This window comes from Aeromonas sp. 84A, assembly GCF_051919345.1.
GTDB classification, from domain to species: domain Bacteria; phylum Pseudomonadota; class Gammaproteobacteria; order Enterobacterales; family Aeromonadaceae; genus Aeromonas; species Aeromonas veronii.
Genome location: NZ_JBQBEW010000001.1, coordinates 443,741 through 462,500 on the forward strand (window position 1 = coordinate 443,741; position 18,760 = coordinate 462,500).

The 18,760-nt window shown below is 61.1% G+C and carries 19 protein-coding genes and 1 riboswitch; of the genes, 10 read left to right on the forward strand and 9 right to left on the reverse strand.

The genetic code is table 11. The annotated features are described in order from the left end of the window. Positions 1-19: 19 nt before the first annotated feature. Positions 20-181: a hypothetical protein gene (locus tag ACTG20_RS02120; RefSeq protein WP_005339236.1), complete on the reverse strand. Its 162-nt coding sequence runs from the start codon at positions 179-181 to the stop codon at positions 20-22. Further along, positions 166-1,065, reverse strand: coding sequence for a DMT family transporter (locus ACTG20_RS02125; protein ID WP_005357113.1), 900 nt, complete (start codon positions 1,063-1,065; stop codon positions 166-168). The genes ACTG20_RS02120 and ACTG20_RS02125 overlap by 16 nt, the downstream gene beginning before the upstream one ends. A gap of 91 nt (positions 1,066-1,156) precedes the next feature. On the opposite strand from ACTG20_RS02125, the gene ACTG20_RS02130 reads away from it, so the two are divergent. Continuing rightward, complete coding sequence (locus ACTG20_RS02130; protein ID WP_127007941.1) at positions 1,157-2,116, forward strand: LysR family transcriptional regulator; 960 nt, start codon at positions 1,157-1,159, stop codon at positions 2,114-2,116. Here the strand turns inward: ACTG20_RS02130 and trpS are convergent. After that, positions 2,095-3,108, reverse strand: a complete 1,014-nt coding sequence (trpS, locus tag ACTG20_RS02135; RefSeq protein WP_042054381.1) for a tryptophan--tRNA ligase — start codon at positions 3,106-3,108, stop codon at positions 2,095-2,097. The genes ACTG20_RS02130 and trpS overlap by 22 nt on opposite strands. Positions 3,109-3,300: 192 nt before the next feature. Then, positions 3,301-3,738, reverse strand: a complete 438-nt coding sequence (locus ACTG20_RS02140) for a universal stress protein (RefSeq protein WP_005339229.1) — start codon at positions 3,736-3,738, stop codon at positions 3,301-3,303. A gap of 401 nt (positions 3,739-4,139) precedes the next feature. Here ACTG20_RS02140 and fabV point away from each other — a divergent pair, with 401 nt between their 5' ends. The 6 genes from fabV (at position 4,140) to ACTG20_RS02170 (ending at position 11,125) form a co-directional block, all read left to right on the forward strand. After that, positions 4,140-5,327 carry an enoyl-ACP reductase FabV gene (gene fabV / locus ACTG20_RS02145; RefSeq protein WP_149151864.1) on the forward strand — a complete coding sequence of 396 codons (1,188 nt, stop codon included), beginning with the start codon at positions 4,140-4,142 and terminating at the stop codon, positions 5,325-5,327. A 92-nt stretch (positions 5,328-5,419) separates the two neighbouring features. Then, a complete protein-coding gene (gene ftnA / locus ACTG20_RS02150; protein WP_005339225.1) occupies positions 5,420-5,944 on the forward strand; it encodes a non-heme ferritin in 525 nt (174 codons plus the stop codon). Positions 5,945-6,095: 151 nt separating this feature from the next. Next, the gene (locus ACTG20_RS02155; protein ID WP_196783476.1) at positions 6,096-7,280 is read left to right on the forward strand and encodes an NAD(P)/FAD-dependent oxidoreductase; all 1,185 of its coding nucleotides are present in this window, start codon (positions 6,096-6,098) and stop codon (positions 7,278-7,280) included. 81 nt (positions 7,281-7,361) lie between these two features. Then, positions 7,362-9,035: a sensor histidine kinase gene (locus ACTG20_RS02160; RefSeq protein WP_047439828.1), complete on the forward strand. Its 1,674-nt coding sequence runs from the start codon at positions 7,362-7,364 to the stop codon at positions 9,033-9,035. 46 nt (positions 9,036-9,081) lie between these two features. Further along, complete coding sequence (locus tag ACTG20_RS02165) at positions 9,082-9,825, forward strand: LytR/AlgR family response regulator transcription factor (protein WP_194495417.1); 744 nt, start codon at positions 9,082-9,084, stop codon at positions 9,823-9,825. A gap of 109 nt (positions 9,826-9,934) precedes the next feature. Further along, positions 9,935-11,125 carry an L-lactate MFS transporter gene (locus tag ACTG20_RS02170; protein ID WP_005339218.1) on the forward strand — a complete coding sequence of 397 codons (1,191 nt, stop codon included), beginning with the start codon at positions 9,935-9,937 and terminating at the stop codon, positions 11,123-11,125. A 73-nt stretch (positions 11,126-11,198) separates the two neighbouring features. Here ACTG20_RS02170 and ACTG20_RS02175 read toward each other — a convergent pair whose 3' ends face one another. The 4 genes from ACTG20_RS02175 to ACTG20_RS02190 all read right to left on the reverse strand — a co-directional run bounded on the left by ACTG20_RS02175 (position 11,199) and on the right by ACTG20_RS02190 (position 14,126). After that, entirely contained in the window at positions 11,199-12,323 is a 1,125-nt protein-coding gene (locus ACTG20_RS02175; protein ID WP_194495419.1) for a 5-(carboxyamino)imidazole ribonucleotide synthase, read from the reverse strand. Beyond that, positions 12,320-12,829, reverse strand: a complete 510-nt coding sequence (gene purE / locus ACTG20_RS02180) for a 5-(carboxyamino)imidazole ribonucleotide mutase (protein ID WP_156854476.1) — start codon at positions 12,827-12,829, stop codon at positions 12,320-12,322. The genes ACTG20_RS02175 and purE overlap by 4 nt, the downstream gene beginning before the upstream one ends. 63 nt (positions 12,830-12,892) lie before the next feature. Then, a complete protein-coding gene (locus tag ACTG20_RS02185) occupies positions 12,893-13,195 on the reverse strand; it encodes a P-II family nitrogen regulator (RefSeq protein ID WP_005321666.1) in 303 nt (100 codons plus the stop codon). A 4-nt stretch (positions 13,196-13,199) separates the two neighbouring features. Next, entirely contained in the window at positions 13,200-14,126 is a 927-nt protein-coding gene (locus ACTG20_RS02190) for a sodium-dependent bicarbonate transport family permease (protein ID WP_005342109.1), read from the reverse strand. Between the two features lie 109 nt (positions 14,127-14,235). Between ACTG20_RS02190 and nhaR the strand changes: the two genes are divergently transcribed. The 3 genes from nhaR to murI all read left to right on the forward strand — a co-directional run bounded on the left by nhaR (position 14,236) and on the right by murI (position 18,181). Continuing rightward, entirely contained in the window at positions 14,236-15,138 is a 903-nt protein-coding gene (nhaR, locus tag ACTG20_RS02195) for a transcriptional activator NhaR (RefSeq protein ID WP_194495421.1), read from the forward strand. A 35-nt stretch (positions 15,139-15,173) separates the two neighbouring features. Next, a riboswitch (cobalamin riboswitch) is annotated at positions 15,174-15,351 on the forward strand. 52 nt (positions 15,352-15,403) lie between these two features. After that, positions 15,404-17,269 (forward strand): TonB-dependent receptor domain-containing protein, encoded by a 1,866-nt coding sequence (locus ACTG20_RS02200; RefSeq protein ID WP_194495423.1) that lies wholly within the window; start codon positions 15,404-15,406, stop codon positions 17,267-17,269. A gap of 108 nt (positions 17,270-17,377) precedes the next feature. Then, positions 17,378-18,181, forward strand: coding sequence for a glutamate racemase (murI, locus tag ACTG20_RS02205; protein WP_194495425.1), 804 nt, complete (start codon positions 17,378-17,380; stop codon positions 18,179-18,181). A 7-nt stretch (positions 18,182-18,188) separates the two neighbouring features. Here the strand turns inward: murI and ACTG20_RS02210 are convergent, their stop codons facing one another. Beyond that, positions 18,189-18,680, reverse strand: a complete 492-nt coding sequence (locus ACTG20_RS02210; RefSeq protein WP_005339200.1) for an RNA recognition motif domain-containing protein — start codon at positions 18,678-18,680, stop codon at positions 18,189-18,191. Positions 18,681-18,760 lie beyond the last annotated feature (80 nt).

Sequence of the window (18,760 nt, forward strand, 5' to 3'; positions counted from 1 at the left end):
ACACATTCAGAGATGGACTTCAGGCATTCAGGGCATAGCTCAGCATGGCTTGCAGCTTGCTATCGAAGAACCAGGGCAGCAGTACCATCAGCAGGCCCAGGATCCCGGCCAGCCGCTGGCGATACTGCCAGCCGGCAATCAGTACCAGACCACCGCACAGTGTGGTCAGGATGCCTGACATAGGGAGACCTCGCGCTGCATGCGACGCTGCTGCGCCCACTGGTTCATGGCGACCGAGCCGAGGATCAGGGCCAGAGCAACACCTGTGGTGGGATGGATCTGCTCGCCGAGGAACAGGGCACCCAGCATCACGCCGAACAGCGGCACCAGATAGTTGCTGAAGGAGGCGAACGTCGGGCCGGCCTTCTGGATTAGTGCCATGTAGAGGAAGTAGACCAGACCGGTACAGAGGGTACCCAGCACGGTAATCGCGCTCAGGGCCTGGGTGCTCGGCAGGGTCAGGCTGCCGAGATCAACCATGAAGGGGGCGACCAGCAGCAACTGGATTGCCGAGGAGATCAGGATATTGCGGGCGACCACGACCGGATGGTCCTTGGCGAAGCGCTTGATCATCAGCAGGCCGATGGCGAAGCAGCTGGCACCCAGCAGGATGGCCATGGCACCGAGCAGACCGGCGTTCATGCCCTGGGAGAGTTTCGGCCAGAACAGGGTGAGCACACCGGCAAAGCCGATGATCACGGAAAGCAGGCCGGTTTTGGTGATTCTTTCACCAGAAATAAACAGCGGTGCAGCCAGAATGGTCACAAACGGGATACAACCCATGACCACGGCAGCGATGGCGCTATCCACATACTGTTGGCCCCAGGCGACCATGATGAAGGGGATGGTGGCATCCAGCAGGGCGATCAGCATATAGGTGCGCCACGGGGTGTGCTCACTCTTGAGCCGCATGAACAGGCAGAGCAGACCCAGGGTCAGGCTGCCGCACAGGGCACGACCGGCAGCCACCAGAATGGGGGGCAACTCGGCAACGGCCTGGTGCATGAAAATGAACTGGGAACCCCACAGCAGGCCAATGGCCAGCAATAACAGATAGCTACGCATTTGAATCTCCGATGTATTAAGCCAGCGCATTCTAGGCAATCTGTTACTATGGTAAAAATGAATTGTTGGCATTTAACTATGGCTAATATCGATGGATAGCTCGCTCGCCCGTCTCGACCTCAACCTGCTCGCCGTATTCGACATGCTGATGCAGGAGCGCAATGTCACCCGTGCCGCCGAACGGCTGCATCTCTCCCAGTCCACCGTCAGTCACGCCTTGGGGCGGCTTCGAGTGGCGCTGGATGACCCGCTGTTCGTGATGAGTCGGCGCGAGATGATGCCGACCGAGCGGGCCAAGGCGCTGGCCGGGCCGGTACGGCAGGCGCTGGCGATGCTGGAGCAGGGATTGCGGCAGGCCAAAGGGTTTGATCCCGCCACTGCGCGGCGGATTTTCCGCATCGCCACCCCGGGTTCGGTAGAGCACGGGCTGGTGCCAATGCTGGTGGAGCGGCTCCATCGGCAGGCCCCTCACTGTCGGCTTGAGGTGTGCGAGCTGGCGGACAGCGACTACGAGCGGGAGTTGGAAAAGGGTGAGCTGGATCTGGTGATCGGTTTCGCCGGGGCGAATCACCTCTCACCCCGTTTGTGGCGGGAGGAGTGGTTCAACAACCCGCTGGTTTGCCTGTCGCCGCTCGGCAGCGAATTGCCCGATGTGCTGACTCCGGTCGAGCTGGTGAGCCGCCCCCACATCCACACCTCCAGCTGGGGTCACAGTCAGGCGATGGTGGAGCTCTGGCTGGCCCGCTTCGGGGTGGAGCGGGAGTTGGGCGTGCGGTTGCCGAGCTTTATGGCGGTGCCGCCGCTGATGGCGACTGGCCGCTATCTGGTGGTGGTGCCCGAGATGATCGGGCGCCACTTCTGCCGCTACTACCCGCTGCGGATGCACCAGCTCGACCCCGCCATCCCTATCGTCTACCTGATGGCGGGGCACCCGCTGACCGCTCACGACGAAGCGATCGGCTGGTTCAAGAGCCTGCTGCACCAGCTGGTGTTCGACCTCTATGGCGACGATGCGCTCGGGACTCCCGCTCAGCGGATGCTGGCGAAGTAGTCGAGCCCCATGGCGCTTTTCACCTCCGCCAATACCTCATCGGTGATGATGCGAGCCTGCTCGGTGCCCTGATAGAGCAGTTCCAGCAGCATCTTCTTGTCGGCAATGGCCGCGGCACGGCGCTCCCGCATCGGGGCGAGCAGGGTCTGCAGGCAGTCATTGAGCACCTGTTTGCAGCGCATGTCCCCCAGTCCGCCTCGTCGGTAGTGGGCCTTCATCTCGGCGACCAGCGCCTTGTCGGGGTGGAAGGCATCGAGATAGGCGAACACCGTATTTCCCTCCACCTGACCCGGATCGCTCACCTTGAGGTGGTTGGGGTCGGTATACATGGCGAACACCGCCTGTTTGACCTCTTCCGCCGACATGCCGAGCTCTATGGTGTTGCCGAGGGATTTGGACATCTTGGCCTTGCCGTCGATGCCGGGCAGGCGGCCGGTGTCGCTCAGGATCGGCTGGCATTCGGTCAGCACCTCTTTGCCTACCAGAGAGTTGAAGCGGCGGACGATCTCGTTGGTCTGCTCCAGCATCGGCAGCTGATCCTCCCCGACCGGCACATGGCTGGCGCGAAAGGCGGTGATGTCGGCGGCCTGACTGACCGGATAGACCAGAAAACCGGCCGGCAGCGTGCGTTCGAACCCTTTCTGCTGGATCTCCGCCTTGACGGTGGGGTTGCGCTCCAGCCGGGCGACGCTGACCAGATTGAGGTAGTAGCAGGTGAGCTCGGCGAGGGCGGGCAGGGCGCTCTGCAGGCAGAAGGTGGTCTTGGCCGGGTCGAGGCCGACCGCCAGATAGTCGGCCATTACCTCCAATACGTTGTCGGTCACCTTGGCCGGGTTGTGGCCGTTGTCGGTCAGCGCCTGCAAGTCGGCGATCATCACGAATTGACGGTAGTGGTGCTGGGCTTCGACGCGCTGGCGCAGGGAGCCAACATAGTGGCCGATGTGCAGTTTGCCGGTGGGACGATCGCCAGTCAGGATTACGGGGTTGTGCATGTCACTCTCTCCAGTTGGGTGAGCCGGGAGGCGACAAAGGGATAAAAACAGTTGACCGCCTCTCGGCGGTCACGGTGTTTTCTTTGGGAAATTTACAATAGAAACGCGGTGCCGCCTGTTTAGGAGCAGCACCACCAGTAGTTGTGATTGAGTGCGGTCATGTTCATAGCAAATCAAACTACGCCGGTTTCATTACTTCTGCAAGGGGACGACCAGCAGATCGCAGGGCACCGTATTCATCAGCTGACGGGCGCTGGAGGTGAGCAGGCTCCAGAAGCTCTGGCGATGGCCGCACACCAGCAGGTCGATCTCGTACTCCTTGACCGCCTGATTGACCCGCTCGCTCAGATCGCCGCAGATCACCAGCTTCTTCTCGATGGGATAGTCCACCGAGGCCAGAAATGCCTCCAGCTTCTCTTTCGCTTCGGCGATCACCTGATCCTGCACGTTGTCGATGTCGATATCGATCATCTCGGTGTAGAGATCCTTGAGGTCCACATCGACATGGATAACCGACAGCTTGGCGCCGTTGGAGCGGGCTCTGTCCACCGCTTTGTCGATCACCTTGCGGTTGTCTTCAGAGAGGTCGATCGCGGCCAGAATATGCTTGTAATAGGTTGTTCCACTCATGGGGGTTCTCCTTACCGATCCTTCAGCCCACTATACCAATCTCTGCTGAAACTAAAATGGTGCCTCAGGCACAGTTTTGGGATTTAAATGAGTTTAATGACGTGTGACACAGGGTCAGTCACTCAGTTATTAACCACTATTTGCCTATAAATTAAACAATAGTTTGACGCCGGTCACACCCCCCGGCTTGCCGATCAGGGGGGAGAGGCATAGGATGGGCCCGTGCTTCGCAATGAACACAAAACAACAAAAAGCATCTGAATACCGCTTTGGGGAGCCACGTGCTCCCTTTTGTTTTTCTGCCTCAATTCCCGCGGCTTTTCTGACTGATAGCGATCCGGCATCAAGTTAATCTCTTTCGATTTGGTTATGCTGTAGCCAGTTTCTTTGGAGGCCTTCCCATGATCATTCATCCCCAGATTCAAGGTTGTGTTGCCCGCAACTGTCATCCCATCGGCTGTCGCGCCGCCGTGCAGCAGCAGATCGAACGTATCAAGGCTGCTGGCTCGTTCAACGGCCCCAAGCGGGTGCTGGTGCTGGGTGCCTCCTCCGGGTTTGGACTGGCGTCGCGCATTGCGCTCGCCTTTGGTGCCGGTGCCGACACCATTGGTATCTCCTTCGAACGTGGCCCTTCCGACAAAGGATTGGGTAGCGCCGGCTGGTACAACAACATCTGGTTTCGCAAGGAGGCGGAGCAGGAGGGGCGTATCGCCATCAACCTGATCGGTGATGCCTTCTCCGACGGGATGCGCCAGCAGGCCATCGACACTATCCGCCAGCAGCTGGGGCAGGTGGATCTGGTGATCTATTCGCTCGCGAGCGGCATCCGGGTGCTGCCCGATGGCACGCAGGTGCGTTCGGTGCTCAAGACCACCGGCCAGCCGTTCAGCGGTTGGGGGTTGGATCTGGAACGCGATACCTTGGTGCAGCAGTCGCTGGCGCCCGCCACGCCTGAGGAGATCCGCGATACCGTCACTGTGATGGGGGGCGAGGATTGGCAGCTCTGGATGCAGGCGTTGCAGCAGACCGATTGTCTCGCCCCCGGTGCGCAAACCGTGGCCTACTCCTACATCGGCCCCGAATCCACCTATCCCCTCTATCGGGATGGCACCATCGGTTATGCCAAGGAGCATCTGCACGCCACCGCCGAGACCATCAACCTGCAACTGGCCGAGATTGGCGGCCATGCCTGGGTGTCGGTCTGCAAGGCGCTGGTAACCAAGGCGAGCGCCTATATTCCGGTGCTGCCGGTCTATCTCGGCTTGCTGATGGGGGTGATGAAGGAGCGCGGTGTGCACGAAGGCTGCATCGAGCAGATGCAGCGACTGTTTGCCGCCAAGATGTACGGGGCCAATGGGGTGGTGGCCGATGGTAACCGGCTGATCCGGATGGATGACCACGAGCTCGACCCGGCCATTCAGGCCGCCGTCTCGGCGCTCTGGCCCAAGGTGACGCCGGACAATTTCCACGCGCTGGGGGACTTTGCAGGGCTGCGGCAGGACTTCATGCAACTCAATGGCTTCGAGCTGCCGGGCGTCGATTATGCTGCGCCGGTGGATGTCGCCTCCCTTGGCGAGCTGACCCCCTGAGCTGAAAGAAACGGGATCTCCCTCTCGTTGGCGGGTTGATTCGCGGCGGGAGTGTGGCGACAATCGATACCAAATCACTGAGGAGAAACAAGATGCTGGCCCAAGCCATGATCGAGAAGTTGAACGAGCAGATTAACCTGGAGTTCTACTCCTCCAATCTCTATCTGCAGATGAGCGCCTGGTGCGAAGACAAGGGCTTTGAAGGGGCGGCGACCTTCCTGCGCCAGCACGCAGTCGAGGAGCGCCAGCACATGGAGCGTCTGTTCACCTACGTGAGCGAGACCGGTGCCATGCCAAAACTGGGTGCCATCGATGCCCCTCCCCACGAGTTCAAGTCGCTGGGCGACGTGTTCCGTACCACCCTGGAGCACGAGTATCACATCACCAAGTGCATCAATGGTCTGGCTCACGTAGCCTTCACTACCCAGGACTACTCCACCTTCAATTTCCTGCAGTGGTATGTGGCCGAGCAGCATGAAGAGGAGAAGCTGTTCAAGAGCATCGTCGACCGTCTGGGTCTGGTGGGTGAAGATGGCAAGGGCCTCTACTTCATCGACAAGGAGCTGGCCGAACTGGCCAAAGGCGCCCCTGCCAGCATCATGGACAGCAACGCCTGATAGTCGTGGACACTTAGTGTTCAGCCAGTACAATAACGGCCCTTTTAAGGGCCGTTGTTTATTCTGGTGGGCAGCCACTATGGTTGTGTTCCGCCAGAGGCAATCTCGGTTCTGGCCAGGTGCCGTTTCTATTTTTGATAAGTGAGTGATGATGAAGCAGGTCGATGTGGTGGTGATCGGGGCCGGTGCGGCCGGATTGATGTGTGCAGCGCAGGCGGGCTACCGTGGCCGCTCCGTGCTGGTGCTCGACAACGCCAAGAAGCCGGGCCGCAAGATCCTCATTAGTGGCGGTGGTCGCTGCAACTTCACCAACCATCAGGCTGGCGCTCACGCCTACCTGTCGGAGAATCCCCACTTCAGCAAGTCGGCGCTGGCCCGCTACACCCAGCAGGACTTTATCGATCTGGTGGACCGCCACGGGATCAACTATCACGAGCGCACCCTGGGGCAGCTGTTCTGTCTCGAGAGCGCCAAGGATATCGTCGATGTGCTGCTCACCGAGTGTGACTGGGCTGGGGTGACCCTGCAGTTCCAGACCGAGATCCTCACCGTCAGCAAGCAGGATGAGGGTTTCGTGCTGACCACCAGCAAGGGTGAGATCGGCTGTCACTCGCTGGTGGTGGCGACCGGCGGTCTCTCCATGCCCAAGCTGGGGGCGACCCCTTATGGCTTCAAGCTGGCGGAGCAGTTCGGCCTCAAGGTGCTGCCGACCCGCGCCGGTCTGGTGCCCTTTACCCTCCATCAGGCGGAGAAAGAGGCGTTTGCCGATCTGGCGGGCATCAGCCTGCCGGTAGCGGTCACCGCCGAGGATGGCACCTGCTTCAAGGAGGCGATGCTGTTCACCCATCGCGGCCTCTCCGGCCCCGTTATCCTGCAGATCTCCTCCTACTGGCATGCGGGTGAGAAGATCCACATCAACCTGCTGCCGGAGCTGGATATTCCAGCCGCCCTGCGCGAATGGGCGCTGGCGCACCCGGCGCAGGAGCTGAAAACCGTGCTGGGGCGCGAGCTGCCCAAGCGCTTCATCGACAAGCTGGTGGAGCTGGGTCAGCTGGTCAGCAAGCCGATGCGCCAGTACAACGAGCGGGAGTTGGAAGCGGTGGCCAACCTGCTGGGTGACTGGCAGATCCTGCCCAACGGCACCGAGGGGTATCGCACCGCCGAAGTGACCCTGGGGGGCGTCGATACCAACGAGCTCTCCTCCAAGACCATGGAGGCGCGCAAGGTGCCGGGCCTCTACTTCATCGGCGAAGTGGTGGACGTGACCGGTTGGCTCGGTGGCTACAACTTCCAGTGGGCCTGGTCCTCCGGCTGGGTGGCCGGTCAGTACTGTTGATGTCACAGGGGCTGGTTTATCCGGCCCCGATTTATTGGTCGGGGTTATGGTGATCGGTCGGGTTGCCGCAAGGGGGCGCAGATGCTTGAAAATCAGATGATGTTGTTGGCGGTGTTCGAACGGGCGGCGCTGATGCTGATGACCCTCTTCTTCCTGACCCGCACCCGGCCGTTCCAGCGGCTGTTCCAGAAGCGGGATCACACCCCGGCGGAACTGGTGCTGGTGGCCTCCATTTTCGGCCTGTTTGCGGTGTTCAGTACCTACACCGGCATTCCGGTAGAGGGGGCGCTGATCAACGTGCGGATCATTGCCATCATCTCGGGCGGCATCCTGTTCGGCCCCTGGGTCGGCATCCCGGCCGGGGTTATCTCAGGCCTGCACCGCTACCTCATCGATATGGATGGTCACACTTCCATCCCTTGCCTTATCGCCAGCATCATCGCCGGCCTGCTCGCCACCTGGCTGCACCTGCGCTGCCGCAAGTCGCGGCTCTGGCTCTACGGCATTCTGGCGGGGATGCTGTGTGAAGGGCTCACCATGCTGCTGATCTGGCTGCTGACCGAGCCCCACGAAGTCGGGGTGGAGATCGTCAACCACATCGCCTATCCGATGATCGCCGGGGCGCTCTGCATCGGCCTTATCATCAAGCTGGTGCAGGATCTGGATGACGAGAAGGAGCTGATTGCCGCCAAGCAGGCCAAGCTGGCGCTCGATATCGCCAACAAGACGCTGCCTTTCTTCCAGAACATCGATCGCCACTCCCTCAGTCAGGTGTGCGATGTAATCCGGCGCGACATCAGCGCCGATGCGGTGGCCATCACAGATACCCATGACGTGCTGGCTTATGTCGGGGTGGGCAAGGACTATTACGAGCTGGATGAGCACCACGCCATCAGTGGCATGACCCAGCAGGCGGTGCTGCTCGATCAGATCATCATCAACAACGATTTGCGCCAGTATCACCTCTCTGATTTCCACTCGGTCATCATTATTCCGCTACGGGAAAACGGCGCGGTGAGCGGCACCCTCAAGATCTACTACCGCCGCACCCACAGCATCACCAGCTCGCTGCGGGAGATGGCGGTGGGCCTCTCCCAGCTCATCTCCACCCAGATGGAGGTGTCGCGCATCGAGCAGCTCAAGGAGATGACCCGCAAGGCGGAGTTCACCGCCCTGCAGAGCAAGATCAACCCGCACTTCCTGTTCAACGCCCTCAACGCCATCTCATCCTTGATCCGCATTCGCCCCCAGCAGGCGCGCCAGCTCATTGCCAATCTGGCGGACTACCTGCGCTACAACCTCAACAAGGGGGATGAGCTCATCGACATTCAGGAGGAGCTGCAGCAGGTGCGCGACTACGTGGCCATCGAGCAGGCCCGCTTCGGCGACAAGCTGGAGGTGGTGTTCGAGGTAGACGATGTGCATATTCAGGTGCCGAGCCTGTTGTTGCAGCCGCTGGTGGAAAACGCCATCCTGCACGGCATCCAGCCCCGCAGCGCGCCGGGTCGGGTCACTATCGAGGTGAAACAGCTGGCGGGCGGCATCCGGGTATCGGTGCGGGACACCGGTTACGGCATCAGTCAGGCGGTGATCGACGGGGTGGCCGCCGGTCGGGTGGAGAGCCGCAGCATCGGCCTGATGAACGTGCATCAGCGGGTTAAGCTGCTCTATGGCGACGGCCTGCACCTCAAGCGGCTGGAGCCGGGTACCGAAGTGAGTTTCTATCTGCCGGATCAGGAGTCGATGCCATGCTGAGTGCCATCATGGTTGAGGATAAGTGTGTGCCGCGAGAGGTGTTGTCATGCTGAAAGCGATCATTGTGGAAGACGAGTATCTGGCCCGTGAAGAGCTGGCCTATCTGGTGGGGCAGCACAGCCAGATCGAGATAGTGGCGAGCTTTGAGGACGGGCTGGAGGCGTTCAAATACCTGCAGGATCACGAGGTGGATGTGGTGTTTCTGGATATCCAGATCCCCTCCATCGACGGCCTGCTGCTGGCCAAGAACCTGCACAAGTCGAGCCATCCGCCCCACATCGTCTTCGTCACCGCCTACAAGGAGTTTGCGGTGGAGGCGTTCGAGCTGGAGGCGTTCGACTACATCCTCAAGCCCTACAACGAGCCCCGCATCATCAATCTGCTGCAAAAGCTCGAGCATGCGGGCAAGTCGCAGCCAGCCACCACAGGGGAGGCGAGCGGCGAGGGGAGCAGCCCCCACAATCGCACCGTCAATCTGGTGAAGGGGGAGCGCATCATCGTCACCCCCTGCGAGCAGATCTACTACGCGGAAGCCGACGAGAAGCTCACCTATGTCTACACCCGCGACGATCGCTACGTGATGACCATGACCATCAGCGAGTTTGTCAGCCGCCTGCCTGCCGAGGGGTTCTTCCGTTGCCACCGCTCCTACTGCGTCAACATCAACAAGATCCGCGAAATAGTCCCCTGGTTCAACAGCACCTATCTCATCCGGCTCCATGATCTGCCGTTCGAGGTGCCGGTCAGTCGCAGCAACATCAAGGCGTTCCGTCAGCTGATGCGGCTCTGATTGTCATTCATTCCCGCCGATCTGCATTTCATGCCTTAATCGATCGGCGCGAACTGCGTCTTGTCTATAGTGGCCTCAATTTCCTTAAGGCCATCGACCGAGACGCATCATGACCATCGATCTGAACCGCACCCGGTACCTGACACTGATCGGTACCATTATCACCCAGTTCGCACTGGGTTCCGTCTACACCTGGAGCCTGTTCAACGCCCAGCTCTCCGACAAGCTGGACGAGCCGGTGAGTCAGGTCGCTTTCGCTTTCGGCCTGCTCAGCCTGTCGCTGGCAGTTGCCTCCTCCATGGCGGGCAAGCTGCAGGAGCGGTTCGGGGTGCGTAACGTGACCCTGGGTGCTGGCGTGCTGCTCGGCATCGGCTTCTTCCTCACCGCTCACGCTAGCAATCTGGCGATGCTCTACCTCTGCGCGGGCATTCTGGTTGGTTTTGCCGACGGTACCGGCTACCTGATGACCCTCTCCAACTGCGTGAAGTGGTTCCCGGAGCGCAAGGGGCTGATCTCCGCCTGCTCCATCGGGGCCTATGGTCTCGGCAGTCTCGGTTTCAAATACATTAACCTGCTGCTGCTCTCCAGCTCCGGCCTTGAGACCACCTTCCAGCTGTGGGGCTTGATTGCGATGTCCATGGTGCTGGTGGGCGGCATGCTGATGAAGGATGCGCCCAAGCAGGCCGCCTCCGTGCAGCAGAGCGAGAGCCGTGACTTCACCCTGGCTGAGGCGATGCGCAAGCCGCAGTACTGGATGCTGGCGCTGATGTTCCTCACCGCCTGCATGAGTGGCCTCTACGTCATCGGTGTGGCCAAGGATATCGGCGAGAAGATGGTGGGTCTGCCTGCCGTGGTCGCCGCCAATGCCGTCGCCATCATCGCCATGGCCAACCTGGGTGGCCGTCTGGTGCTGGGTATCCTCTCTGACAAGATGTCCCGTATCCGGGTCATCACCATTGCCCAGCTGATTACCCTAGCGGGCATGGCGCTGCTGCTGTTCGTGCCGCTCAACGCCAACCTGTTCTTCGTGGCGGTGGCCTGTGTGGCCTTCAGTTTCGGCGGCACCATCACCGTCTACCCCTCGCTGGTGAGCGACTTCTTCGGTCTCAACAACCTGACCAAGAACTACGGCGTCATCTATCTGGGCTTTGGTCTGGGCAGCATCATCGGTTCCATCGTGGCCTCCCTGTTTGGCGGCTTTATGGCGACTTTCCACCTGATCCTGGTGTTGCTGGTGGTGGCGCTGGTGCTCTCCCTCACCATCCGCCTGCCGGCACCGGTAGCGGTCGAGCGGGCCTGATAAGTCTCCCTGCCACAGCAAGCAAAAACAGAGACCCGGGCCATGCCCGGGTCTTTGCATTTCCGATGCTCGATCAGCGTGGCGCTAGCCCCAGCAGCTGGCGGGCCTGACGGCAGCTCTCTTCCACCGTTGACCACTCGTCACCGGTCACCGTGATATGGCCCATCTTGCGGCCGGGGCGGGGTTCGCCCTTGCCATAGAGGTGCAGATGCAGGCCGGGCAGCGCCAGCAGGGCGGCCCAGTCTGGCGTGCCGTTCTGCCAGAGATCCCCCAGCAGGTTGATTAACAGGGCGGGCCGCACGGCGTTCAGCTTTGGCAGCGGCAGATCGCACAGGGCCCGCACCTGCAACTCGAACTGGCTGCATGCGGCGTTGTCGAGGCTGGGGTGACCCGAGTTGTGGGGGCGGGGCGCCAGCTCGTTGACCAGCAGTCGCCCCTCCACCAGAAAGAACTCCACCGTCAGTACCCCCACGTAATCGAGGGCGGCAATCAGTCGCTCAGCGATCCCTTTGGCTTCGCTCTCTAGCACCGGCACATTAGCCGGGGAGCGAGTCTGATCGAGGATGCCGCCGCTGTGCCAGTTCTGTACCAGCGGCAGGGTGCTGATGGCACCGTTCGGGCTGCGGGCCAGGGTCAGGGCAAACTCCCCCTCCAGCGCCAGCCGTTGTTCCAGCACGCAGGGTACGCCACTGGCTGCCAGCGCCGTCGCCAGCTCATCTAGGTCGCTCACCTGCCACTGTCCCTTGCCGTCGTACCCTTCGCGGGCCGTCTTGAGAATGGCGGGCAAGAGTTCGCTGGCCTGTGCGGGGATAGGCTCTTCCGGCAGTAGCGCCAGATAGGGGGCGACCGGGATGTCAGCACCGCGCAGAAAGGCTTTCTCCTCGCGGCGATCCTGACAGACCCGCACAGCGCTGGCGGCCGGGCGCACCGGCTTTTGTTTTTCGAGCAGCGCGAGGGTGGCGGCAGGCACGTTCTCGAACTCGCAGCTGATGGCCTCGCTGCGGCTGGCCAGCTCGAGCAGGGCGGTCTGGTCGTCATAGGGGGAGACAATATGGTGATCGGCGGCGGCACCGGCGATGCTGGCCGGGTCGGGATCCAGCACCACCACCTTGTAGCCGAGGCGGTGGGCGGCCATCACGAAGTAGCGGCCGAGCTGGCCGCCCCCCAGCATGCCGAGGGTGGCGGGTGGCAGGATCATGTCGGCTCCTCCAGTTGCAGTGCCAGCACCCGATCTCGCTCGTGGTTGCGGAAGTCGTCGAGCTGCTGCCGGTAACGGGGTGCGTCGTCATCCCGCGCAACCGAGAGCAGAGAGACGGCGAACAGAGCGGCGTTGGCCGCTCCCGCCTCGCCGATGGCGAAGGTGGCGACAGGGACCCCCTTGGGCATCTGCACGATGGAGAGCAGGGAGTCCATCCCCTTGAGATGACGGGAGGGAATGGGCACCCCCAGCACCGGCAATGTGGTCTTGGCGGCGACCATACCCGGCAGGTGAGCGGCACCACCTGCTCCGGCGATGATGGCGCGCAGGCCGCGCTCGCGGGCAGTGGCGGCATACTCGAACAGCAGATCCGGGGTGCGATGGGCCGATACCACCTGCGCCTCGTAGGGCACGCCGTGCTCCTTGAGGATGCGGGCGGCAGCCTGCAGCACTGGCCAGTCGGAGTCGGAGCCCATTACCAGGCCGATCAATGGAGGGGTGTTCATGTGTATTGGTTCCTTGCTGTTAAACGTTTGCTTTTAGTGAGCAAAAAGAGCCGGCAAGCCGGCTCAGAATTTCTCGGGTCGCACGATTTCGACCGGTTGCAGAAAGGCGATCATGGCGTAATCGGGGTAGTAGCGACTCTGCAGGTGGGCCAGTAGCCGCTCCGCCTGCTCCCGGCTGCAGATCGCCTCCAGCCGGATGTTGCCGCTCTCGCTCCAGCTGGCGTTGCGCTCACCATGATCGCCACGACCTCGGGCATCTGTGATGGTGTAGCCGCGCAGCCCCTCGCGGGTGAGGGTGCGCAGCAGGGTCGGCTCCAGATTGGCTTCCGTAATGACGGTCAGCAGGGTGCGGGTCTCGGTCTGCATGTGGCTACTCCGTGAAGTGGCGGGCCCAGCTGTGGTAGAGCGGGATCCCCAGCATGATGTTGAACGGGAAGGTGACCCCCAGCACGGCGCTGAGAGAGAGCCCCGGGTTGGCCTGGGGCACGGCGATGCGCATGGTAGCCGGCACGGCAATATAGGAGGCGCTGGCCGCCAGGGTCGCCAGCAGGGTTAGTCCGCCGAGAGAGAGCCCCATCAGCTGGCCAGCTGCCAATCCCAGTCCAGCCGAGGCGAGCGGCATCAACAGGGCGAAGCCGAGCAGGAACAGGCCATGGCGGCGCAGATCCTGACACTGACGGGCGACGATGAGGCCCATCTCCAGCAGGAACAGCGCCAGCGCCCCCTTGAACAGGTCGACAAACAGCGGTTTGAGCGGGGCAATTCCATCCGGCCCGGCCAGATAGCCGATGGCCATGCCGCCCAGCAGCAGGGTCACCCCTTTGCCGAGAAAGGTTTCGTGGGCCAGCATGCGCCAGCGGGTCTCGCGACTGATGCCGCGGGCCAGCACTATGCCCACCAGAATGGCGGGGATCTCCATCACCGCCAGGAAGATGGAGAGCTGGGATTCAAAGCTGATGCCCCGCTCGGTGAGCCAGTTCACCCCGACCGCAAAGGTGGCGACGCTGACCGAACCATAGTGGGCGGCGGTGGCAGCGGCATCGACCCGGTTCATCTTGAGGCGCAGCACGGCAAAGCCGAGCAGGGTCTGCACCACGCCGAGCAGGATCACCAGCGCCAGTTGTGGCAGCAGAGGTTGCAGGGATTGCTGGGCCAGACCGACGCCGCCCTTGAGGCCGATGGCCAGCAGCAGAAAGAGGGAGAGAGTGTCGTAGAGGGCGGGCGGCAGCTTGAGCTCGGAGCGTACCAGACCGGCCAGCAGACCAAACAGAAAGAAGAGAACAACAACGTCCAGCATGATGGTTCGCAGGGCAGTTCAGATAATGGTTGCATGCTAGAGCCCGCAATGTTTCGATAAAATCAGATTCTCGCTGATAGTTGTTCGGTAAAAACTGATAGGGAACGGCATGCTCAACTACAAACAGCTCTACTACTTCTGGCATGTGGCTCGCAGCGGCAGCGTGACGCAGGCCGCCGAACAGCTGCATCTCACGCCGCAGACCATCAGCGGTCAGGTCGCCGAGCTGGAGCAGTCCCTCGGAGTGGCGCTGTTCAACCGGGTGGGGCGGCGACTGGTGCTGACAGCCGCCGGGCGGCAGGCGCAGGAGCAGGCGGGGGCGATTTTCTCGCTCGGTGCCGAGCTGGAGCACACCCTGCGCCACGCCAGTGAGGAGTTGACCATGCAGGTGGGGATCGCCGATTCGGTACCCCGCACCCTGGCGTTCGAGCTGCTGGCTCCCGCCATGGCGCTGGCGACTCCGTTGCGGCTGGTGTGTCATGAGGAGCGGGCCGAGCAGCTGTTCAGCGAGCTGGCCCGCCACAAGCTCGACATGGTGCTGATCGATCGCCCGCTCCCTCCCGACAGTGGTGTGCGCGGCTACAACCACGAGCTGGGGCGTAGCCCGCTGGCGCTGTTTGCCAGCCCCGAGCTGGCGGCGCGGGCGCGGGACGGCTTTCCCGCCTCGCTGGAGGGGTTGCCGTTGCTGATCCCCGGAGAGAAGTCTGCCACCCACGATCGGTTGCTGGAGTGGTATCGCCAGCAGGGCATTCATCCCCATCTGGTGGGGCAGTTTGATGACTCCACCCTGATGAAGTCATTCGGCAAGGCGGGGATGGGGATCTTCCCGGCGCCGCTGGCGATGGCTGACGAAATTGGTCGCCTCTACGGGGTGGAGCGGATTGCGACCCTCACTGACGTCACACTCTCTTACTATCTGGTCTCGGCAGGGCGCCATCTATCCCACCCCGGGGTGCAGGCGGTGATGGAGGGGGCTCAACAGCGGCTGGCGGCGCTGGCGGGTAACAAATAGAAATCTGGATGGCTATACATCCAGCTTGGCTCTGCCTATAATCCTCCCGCTTTGGCGCATCATGCTTAATAGGGAATCCGGTGAAAATCCGGAGCTGGCGCGCAGCGGTAAGGGGGAACGAAGCGACATCAGGGCACTGCCATCAGGCGGGAAGCCGTCGCCGTAGGCTATCAGCCCCCGAGCCCGAAGACCTGCCAGAGTTCGTATTTCGGGCCGAGAGAAACCGGCCACGAAGTAGATACTTACGCGAACTTAAGGATCTCTCATGTCGAAGAAATTTCTGGCGGCTGCCCTGTTGCCGACGGCGGCGTTTGCCCAGCAGCTGACCATTCCCGTCAATCCCACCATGGTGGTGACCGCTACCCGCGTCGCCCAACCTGCCTCCAGCGTGCTTGCCCCGGTCAATGTGGTGACCCGGGACGAGATCGATCGCCTGCAAGCCCAGACCGTGACCGATGTGGTCAAGACCCTGCCCGGTGTGGAAGTGGTCAGCAATGGTGGCCGAGGCCAGCTCAGCTCGCTGCGGGTGCGTGGTGGCACCTCTTCCCAGACGCTGGTGCTGGTGGATGGGGTACGCAGTGCCTCCCTGACCGCCGGGATGACCGAACTGAACAATCTGCCACTCAATCAGGTCGAGCGGATCGAGTATATCCGCGGCCCGCGCGCCACTATCTACGGCTCCGACGCCATCGGTGGGGTGATCAACATCATTACCCGTCCCGACAAGGGGACAAATCAGCACAAGTTCAATATCGGTGCTGGTTCCCATCAACAGCGTCAGGCCGCTTTCAGTAGTGCCAGCCAGGTAGGTGAGGCGGGTCAGCTCAAGGTGGCTGGTGGTTTTGATGATGAAGAGGGTTACAACGTACACCCCTTGCCCGGCATCAACGATGGTGACCGTCACGGGCATCAGGGCTACAACGCCATGCTGGACTACCAGCAGGCGCTCGGCAGCAATTGGGATCTGTTCGGTACAACCCGCTGGTTCCGCAATGTCGCCCAGTACGACCGCTCTTCTGCGGCTTCCGCCTGGGGGCCTGCCACTCATCAGCGCAACGAAACCTGGACTGAAAACCAGAGCTATCAGCTGGGGTCGCGCTATCACGACGACCGCTATCTGAGCGAGCTGCGTGGCGCCTTCTCCAAACAGGATGCTTACGACTATCAGGACAACAGTGGCCGCGATCAGGCTGATAACCGGACCTATACCCGCCAGTACAGCCTGAACTGGGTCAACAGCTTGAAATTGAACGAGAGCTGGACCTTGGGAGGCGGGGCCGATTGGCAGAGTGATCGACTGGATGATCGCTCCCGCTCCTCCGGCGCCACATATCCATCCGACGCCAAAGAGCGCGACAACACTGGCCTCTATGCCCTTGCCCAGTTTGACAACCAGACCTGGCAGGCCGAGCTGAGCGGCCGTAGCGACGACAACGAGCAGTTTGGTCGCCACAACACCTGGCAAACCGGCGCAGGCTGGCGTTTTGTCGAGGATTACCGCCTGAGTGCCCGTTACGGTACCGGTTTCCGCGCCCCGACCTTTAACGATCTCTACTATCCGGGCTCTGGCAATCCCGACCTGAAGCCGGAAGAGTCGAAGAGCAGCGAGCTGATGCTGGATGGTCAAACCGCTGGCGTGGAGTGGCGGGCCACCGGTTATCGCAACGACTTCGAACAGATGATCCAGTGGGCACCCAACAGTCAGGGTATGTGGACACCACAGAACGTTGGCAAGGCGCGCATTGAAGGGATCGAGCTGGAAGGGGAGTTCGACACTGGCTGGTTGAGCCATCGGGTCTCTGCCGAGTACAAGGACCCCAAAGACAAGGTGACCGATAAACAGTTGCAGCTGATATCCCGAAAAGGGGCCAAATGGGTAACTCAGGCGCAGTGGCAGCAGCTTGATGGTTCCTTGAGCTGGATCTATCAGGGGGAGCGCTATGGCGATGTGGCTAACACCACCAAACTCGGTGGCTACAGCGTGTGGAATCTGGCTGTCGGCTACAAGGTCACCCCGGCGCTCAAAGTCTCTGGCAAGATCAACAACCTGCTGGACAAGGACTATCAGACGGCAGTGGGTTACCCTGCCGATGAGCGCGCTTACTACGTGACAATGGATTACTCACTCTAAGCCGGACTCGGCCAAGCGGAAAAATCAGGGGCCCTGCCATTGGCAGGGCCTTTTCTATTGGCGGCAGGCGGGAGTATGATCGCCGCCTTGCACCAAAGGGGAGCTCAAGTGGCCAATATTCTCGTGTTTGATTCCGGTATGGGTGGCCTGACCATCTACCGCGAGATCCGTCGCGTTCTGCCGGCACACAACTATTTCTACTGCTTCGACAATGCCAACTTCCCCTATGGTGAACTGAGCGAGCCCGCCCTCATTGCTGCTTGCACCCGCTTGGTGACCACCATGGTGGCCCGTCATCAGATCGATCTGGTGGTGATTGCCTGCAACACGGCCAGCACCATAGCGCTGCCGGCCTTGCGTGAGGCGCTGGATATTCCCGTGGTGGGGGTGGTGCCAGCCATCAAGCCCGCCGCAGCCCAGACTCGCAACGGTTGTATCGGTTTGCTGGCTACGCCAGGCACTGTGAGTCGTGACTATACCCACGAACTGATCGCCCAGTTTGCTCCCGGCAAGCGGGTGCTGCTCAAGGGCACCACCGAGCTGGTCATAGAAGCCGAACACAAGCTGGCGGGCCTGCCGGTCAACATGGCGTTGTTGAGCGAAGTATTGGCCGACTGGCTGGAGGGGGAAGAGAAGCCGGATACGCTGGTGCTCGGTTGTACTCACTTCCCGCTACTTAATGAAGAGATTGGGCAACTGATGCCGCAATGCCAGCTTATTGACTCGGGCAGTGCTGTTGCCAAACGGGTGGCCTGGTTGCTGAACAATGGCGGGCATGCCACCGTGCAGCCTGTACATATAGAAGAGGTAATTGCCAGGGCTTACTGTACCCGGCTGGATGGGGAGGCTCAAAAACTGACAGCCCCCTTGCAAGCATGGGGGCTGTCATCACTGGAAGAGGTGAAGTACTGACGAGCGGTTAGGCGTCAGTTTCGCTACCTTCTCTTTCCTCTTTATCACGTTTGTCATTCGCTTCACGCACCTTGAGGGTGCGCTGCTGATACTCTTTGTCATTCAAAGCGGCAATCGCCTTGGCGGCATCGGCGGCGGGCATCTCCACGAAACCGAAACCTCTGCGCTTGCCGGTTGCCTTGTCCTTCATCAACCGCACGGAAATGACCTGGCCCTGTTCGGCAAACAATTCGCGCACTGCGATCTCATTGGCGCGATAGGGCAGGTTGCCTACATATAAGGTGCAAGTCTCCTGATTGGCGATCGACTCGGCGACATTAGCCGGGGTTCGCTTCAGGAACAGCGGTACCACGAAACCGCCGATGGCCAGACCTGCTGCAAAAATCACTTCCGCTTTCAAAGAGAACTGCAGGGCCTGGGCAACCAGGTAGCCAACCACTGCCAATACCAGAGCAAGGATTGCGGCCTGCATATATACGGGAAACTTGGATAAATTCATCTTAAAAGACCTTTTGTAAATGAAAGCAAAAAAGGTGCAACACTATATTCACCTCCATGGTAACCAGCTTTCCTGATTGG

Coding starts and splice junctions, on each gene's coding strand:
- ACTG20_RS02120 (WP_005339236.1), bottom strand. CDS start 181: ATGTCAGGCATCCTGACCACACTGTGCGGTGGTCTGGTACTGATTGCC.
- ACTG20_RS02125 (WP_005357113.1), bottom strand. CDS start 1,065: ATGCGTAGCTATCTGTTATTGCTGGCCATTGGCCTGCTGTGGGGTTCC.
- ACTG20_RS02130 (WP_127007941.1), top strand. CDS start 1,157: ATGGATAGCTCGCTCGCCCGTCTCGACCTCAACCTGCTCGCCGTATTC.
- trpS (WP_042054381.1), bottom strand. CDS start 3,108: ATGCACAACCCCGTAATCCTGACTGGCGATCGTCCCACCGGCAAACTG.
- ACTG20_RS02140 (WP_005339229.1), bottom strand. CDS start 3,738: ATGAGTGGAACAACCTATTACAAGCATATTCTGGCCGCGATCGACCTC.
- fabV (WP_149151864.1), top strand. CDS start 4,140: ATGATCATTCATCCCCAGATTCAAGGTTGTGTTGCCCGCAACTGTCAT.
- ftnA (WP_005339225.1), top strand. CDS start 5,420: ATGCTGGCCCAAGCCATGATCGAGAAGTTGAACGAGCAGATTAACCTG.
- ACTG20_RS02155 (WP_196783476.1), top strand. CDS start 6,096: ATGAAGCAGGTCGATGTGGTGGTGATCGGGGCCGGTGCGGCCGGATTG.
- ACTG20_RS02160 (WP_047439828.1), top strand. CDS start 7,362: ATGCTTGAAAATCAGATGATGTTGTTGGCGGTGTTCGAACGGGCGGCG.
- ACTG20_RS02165 (WP_194495417.1), top strand. CDS start 9,082: ATGCTGAAAGCGATCATTGTGGAAGACGAGTATCTGGCCCGTGAAGAG.
- ACTG20_RS02170 (WP_005339218.1), top strand. CDS start 9,935: ATGACCATCGATCTGAACCGCACCCGGTACCTGACACTGATCGGTACC.
- ACTG20_RS02175 (WP_194495419.1), bottom strand. CDS start 12,323: ATGATCCTGCCACCCGCCACCCTCGGCATGCTGGGGGGCGGCCAGCTC.
- purE (WP_156854476.1), bottom strand. CDS start 12,829: ATGAACACCCCTCCATTGATCGGCCTGGTAATGGGCTCCGACTCCGAC.
- ACTG20_RS02185 (WP_005321666.1), bottom strand. CDS start 13,195: ATGCAGACCGAGACCCGCACCCTGCTGACCGTCATTACGGAAGCCAAT.
- ACTG20_RS02190 (WP_005342109.1), bottom strand. CDS start 14,126: ATGCTGGACGTTGTTGTTCTCTTCTTTCTGTTTGGTCTGCTGGCCGGT.
- nhaR (WP_194495421.1), top strand. CDS start 14,236: ATGCTCAACTACAAACAGCTCTACTACTTCTGGCATGTGGCTCGCAGC.
- ACTG20_RS02200 (WP_194495423.1), top strand. CDS start 15,404: ATGTCGAAGAAATTTCTGGCGGCTGCCCTGTTGCCGACGGCGGCGTTT.
- ACTG20_RS02210 (WP_005339200.1), bottom strand. CDS start 18,680: ATGAATTTATCCAAGTTTCCCGTATATATGCAGGCCGCAATCCTTGCT.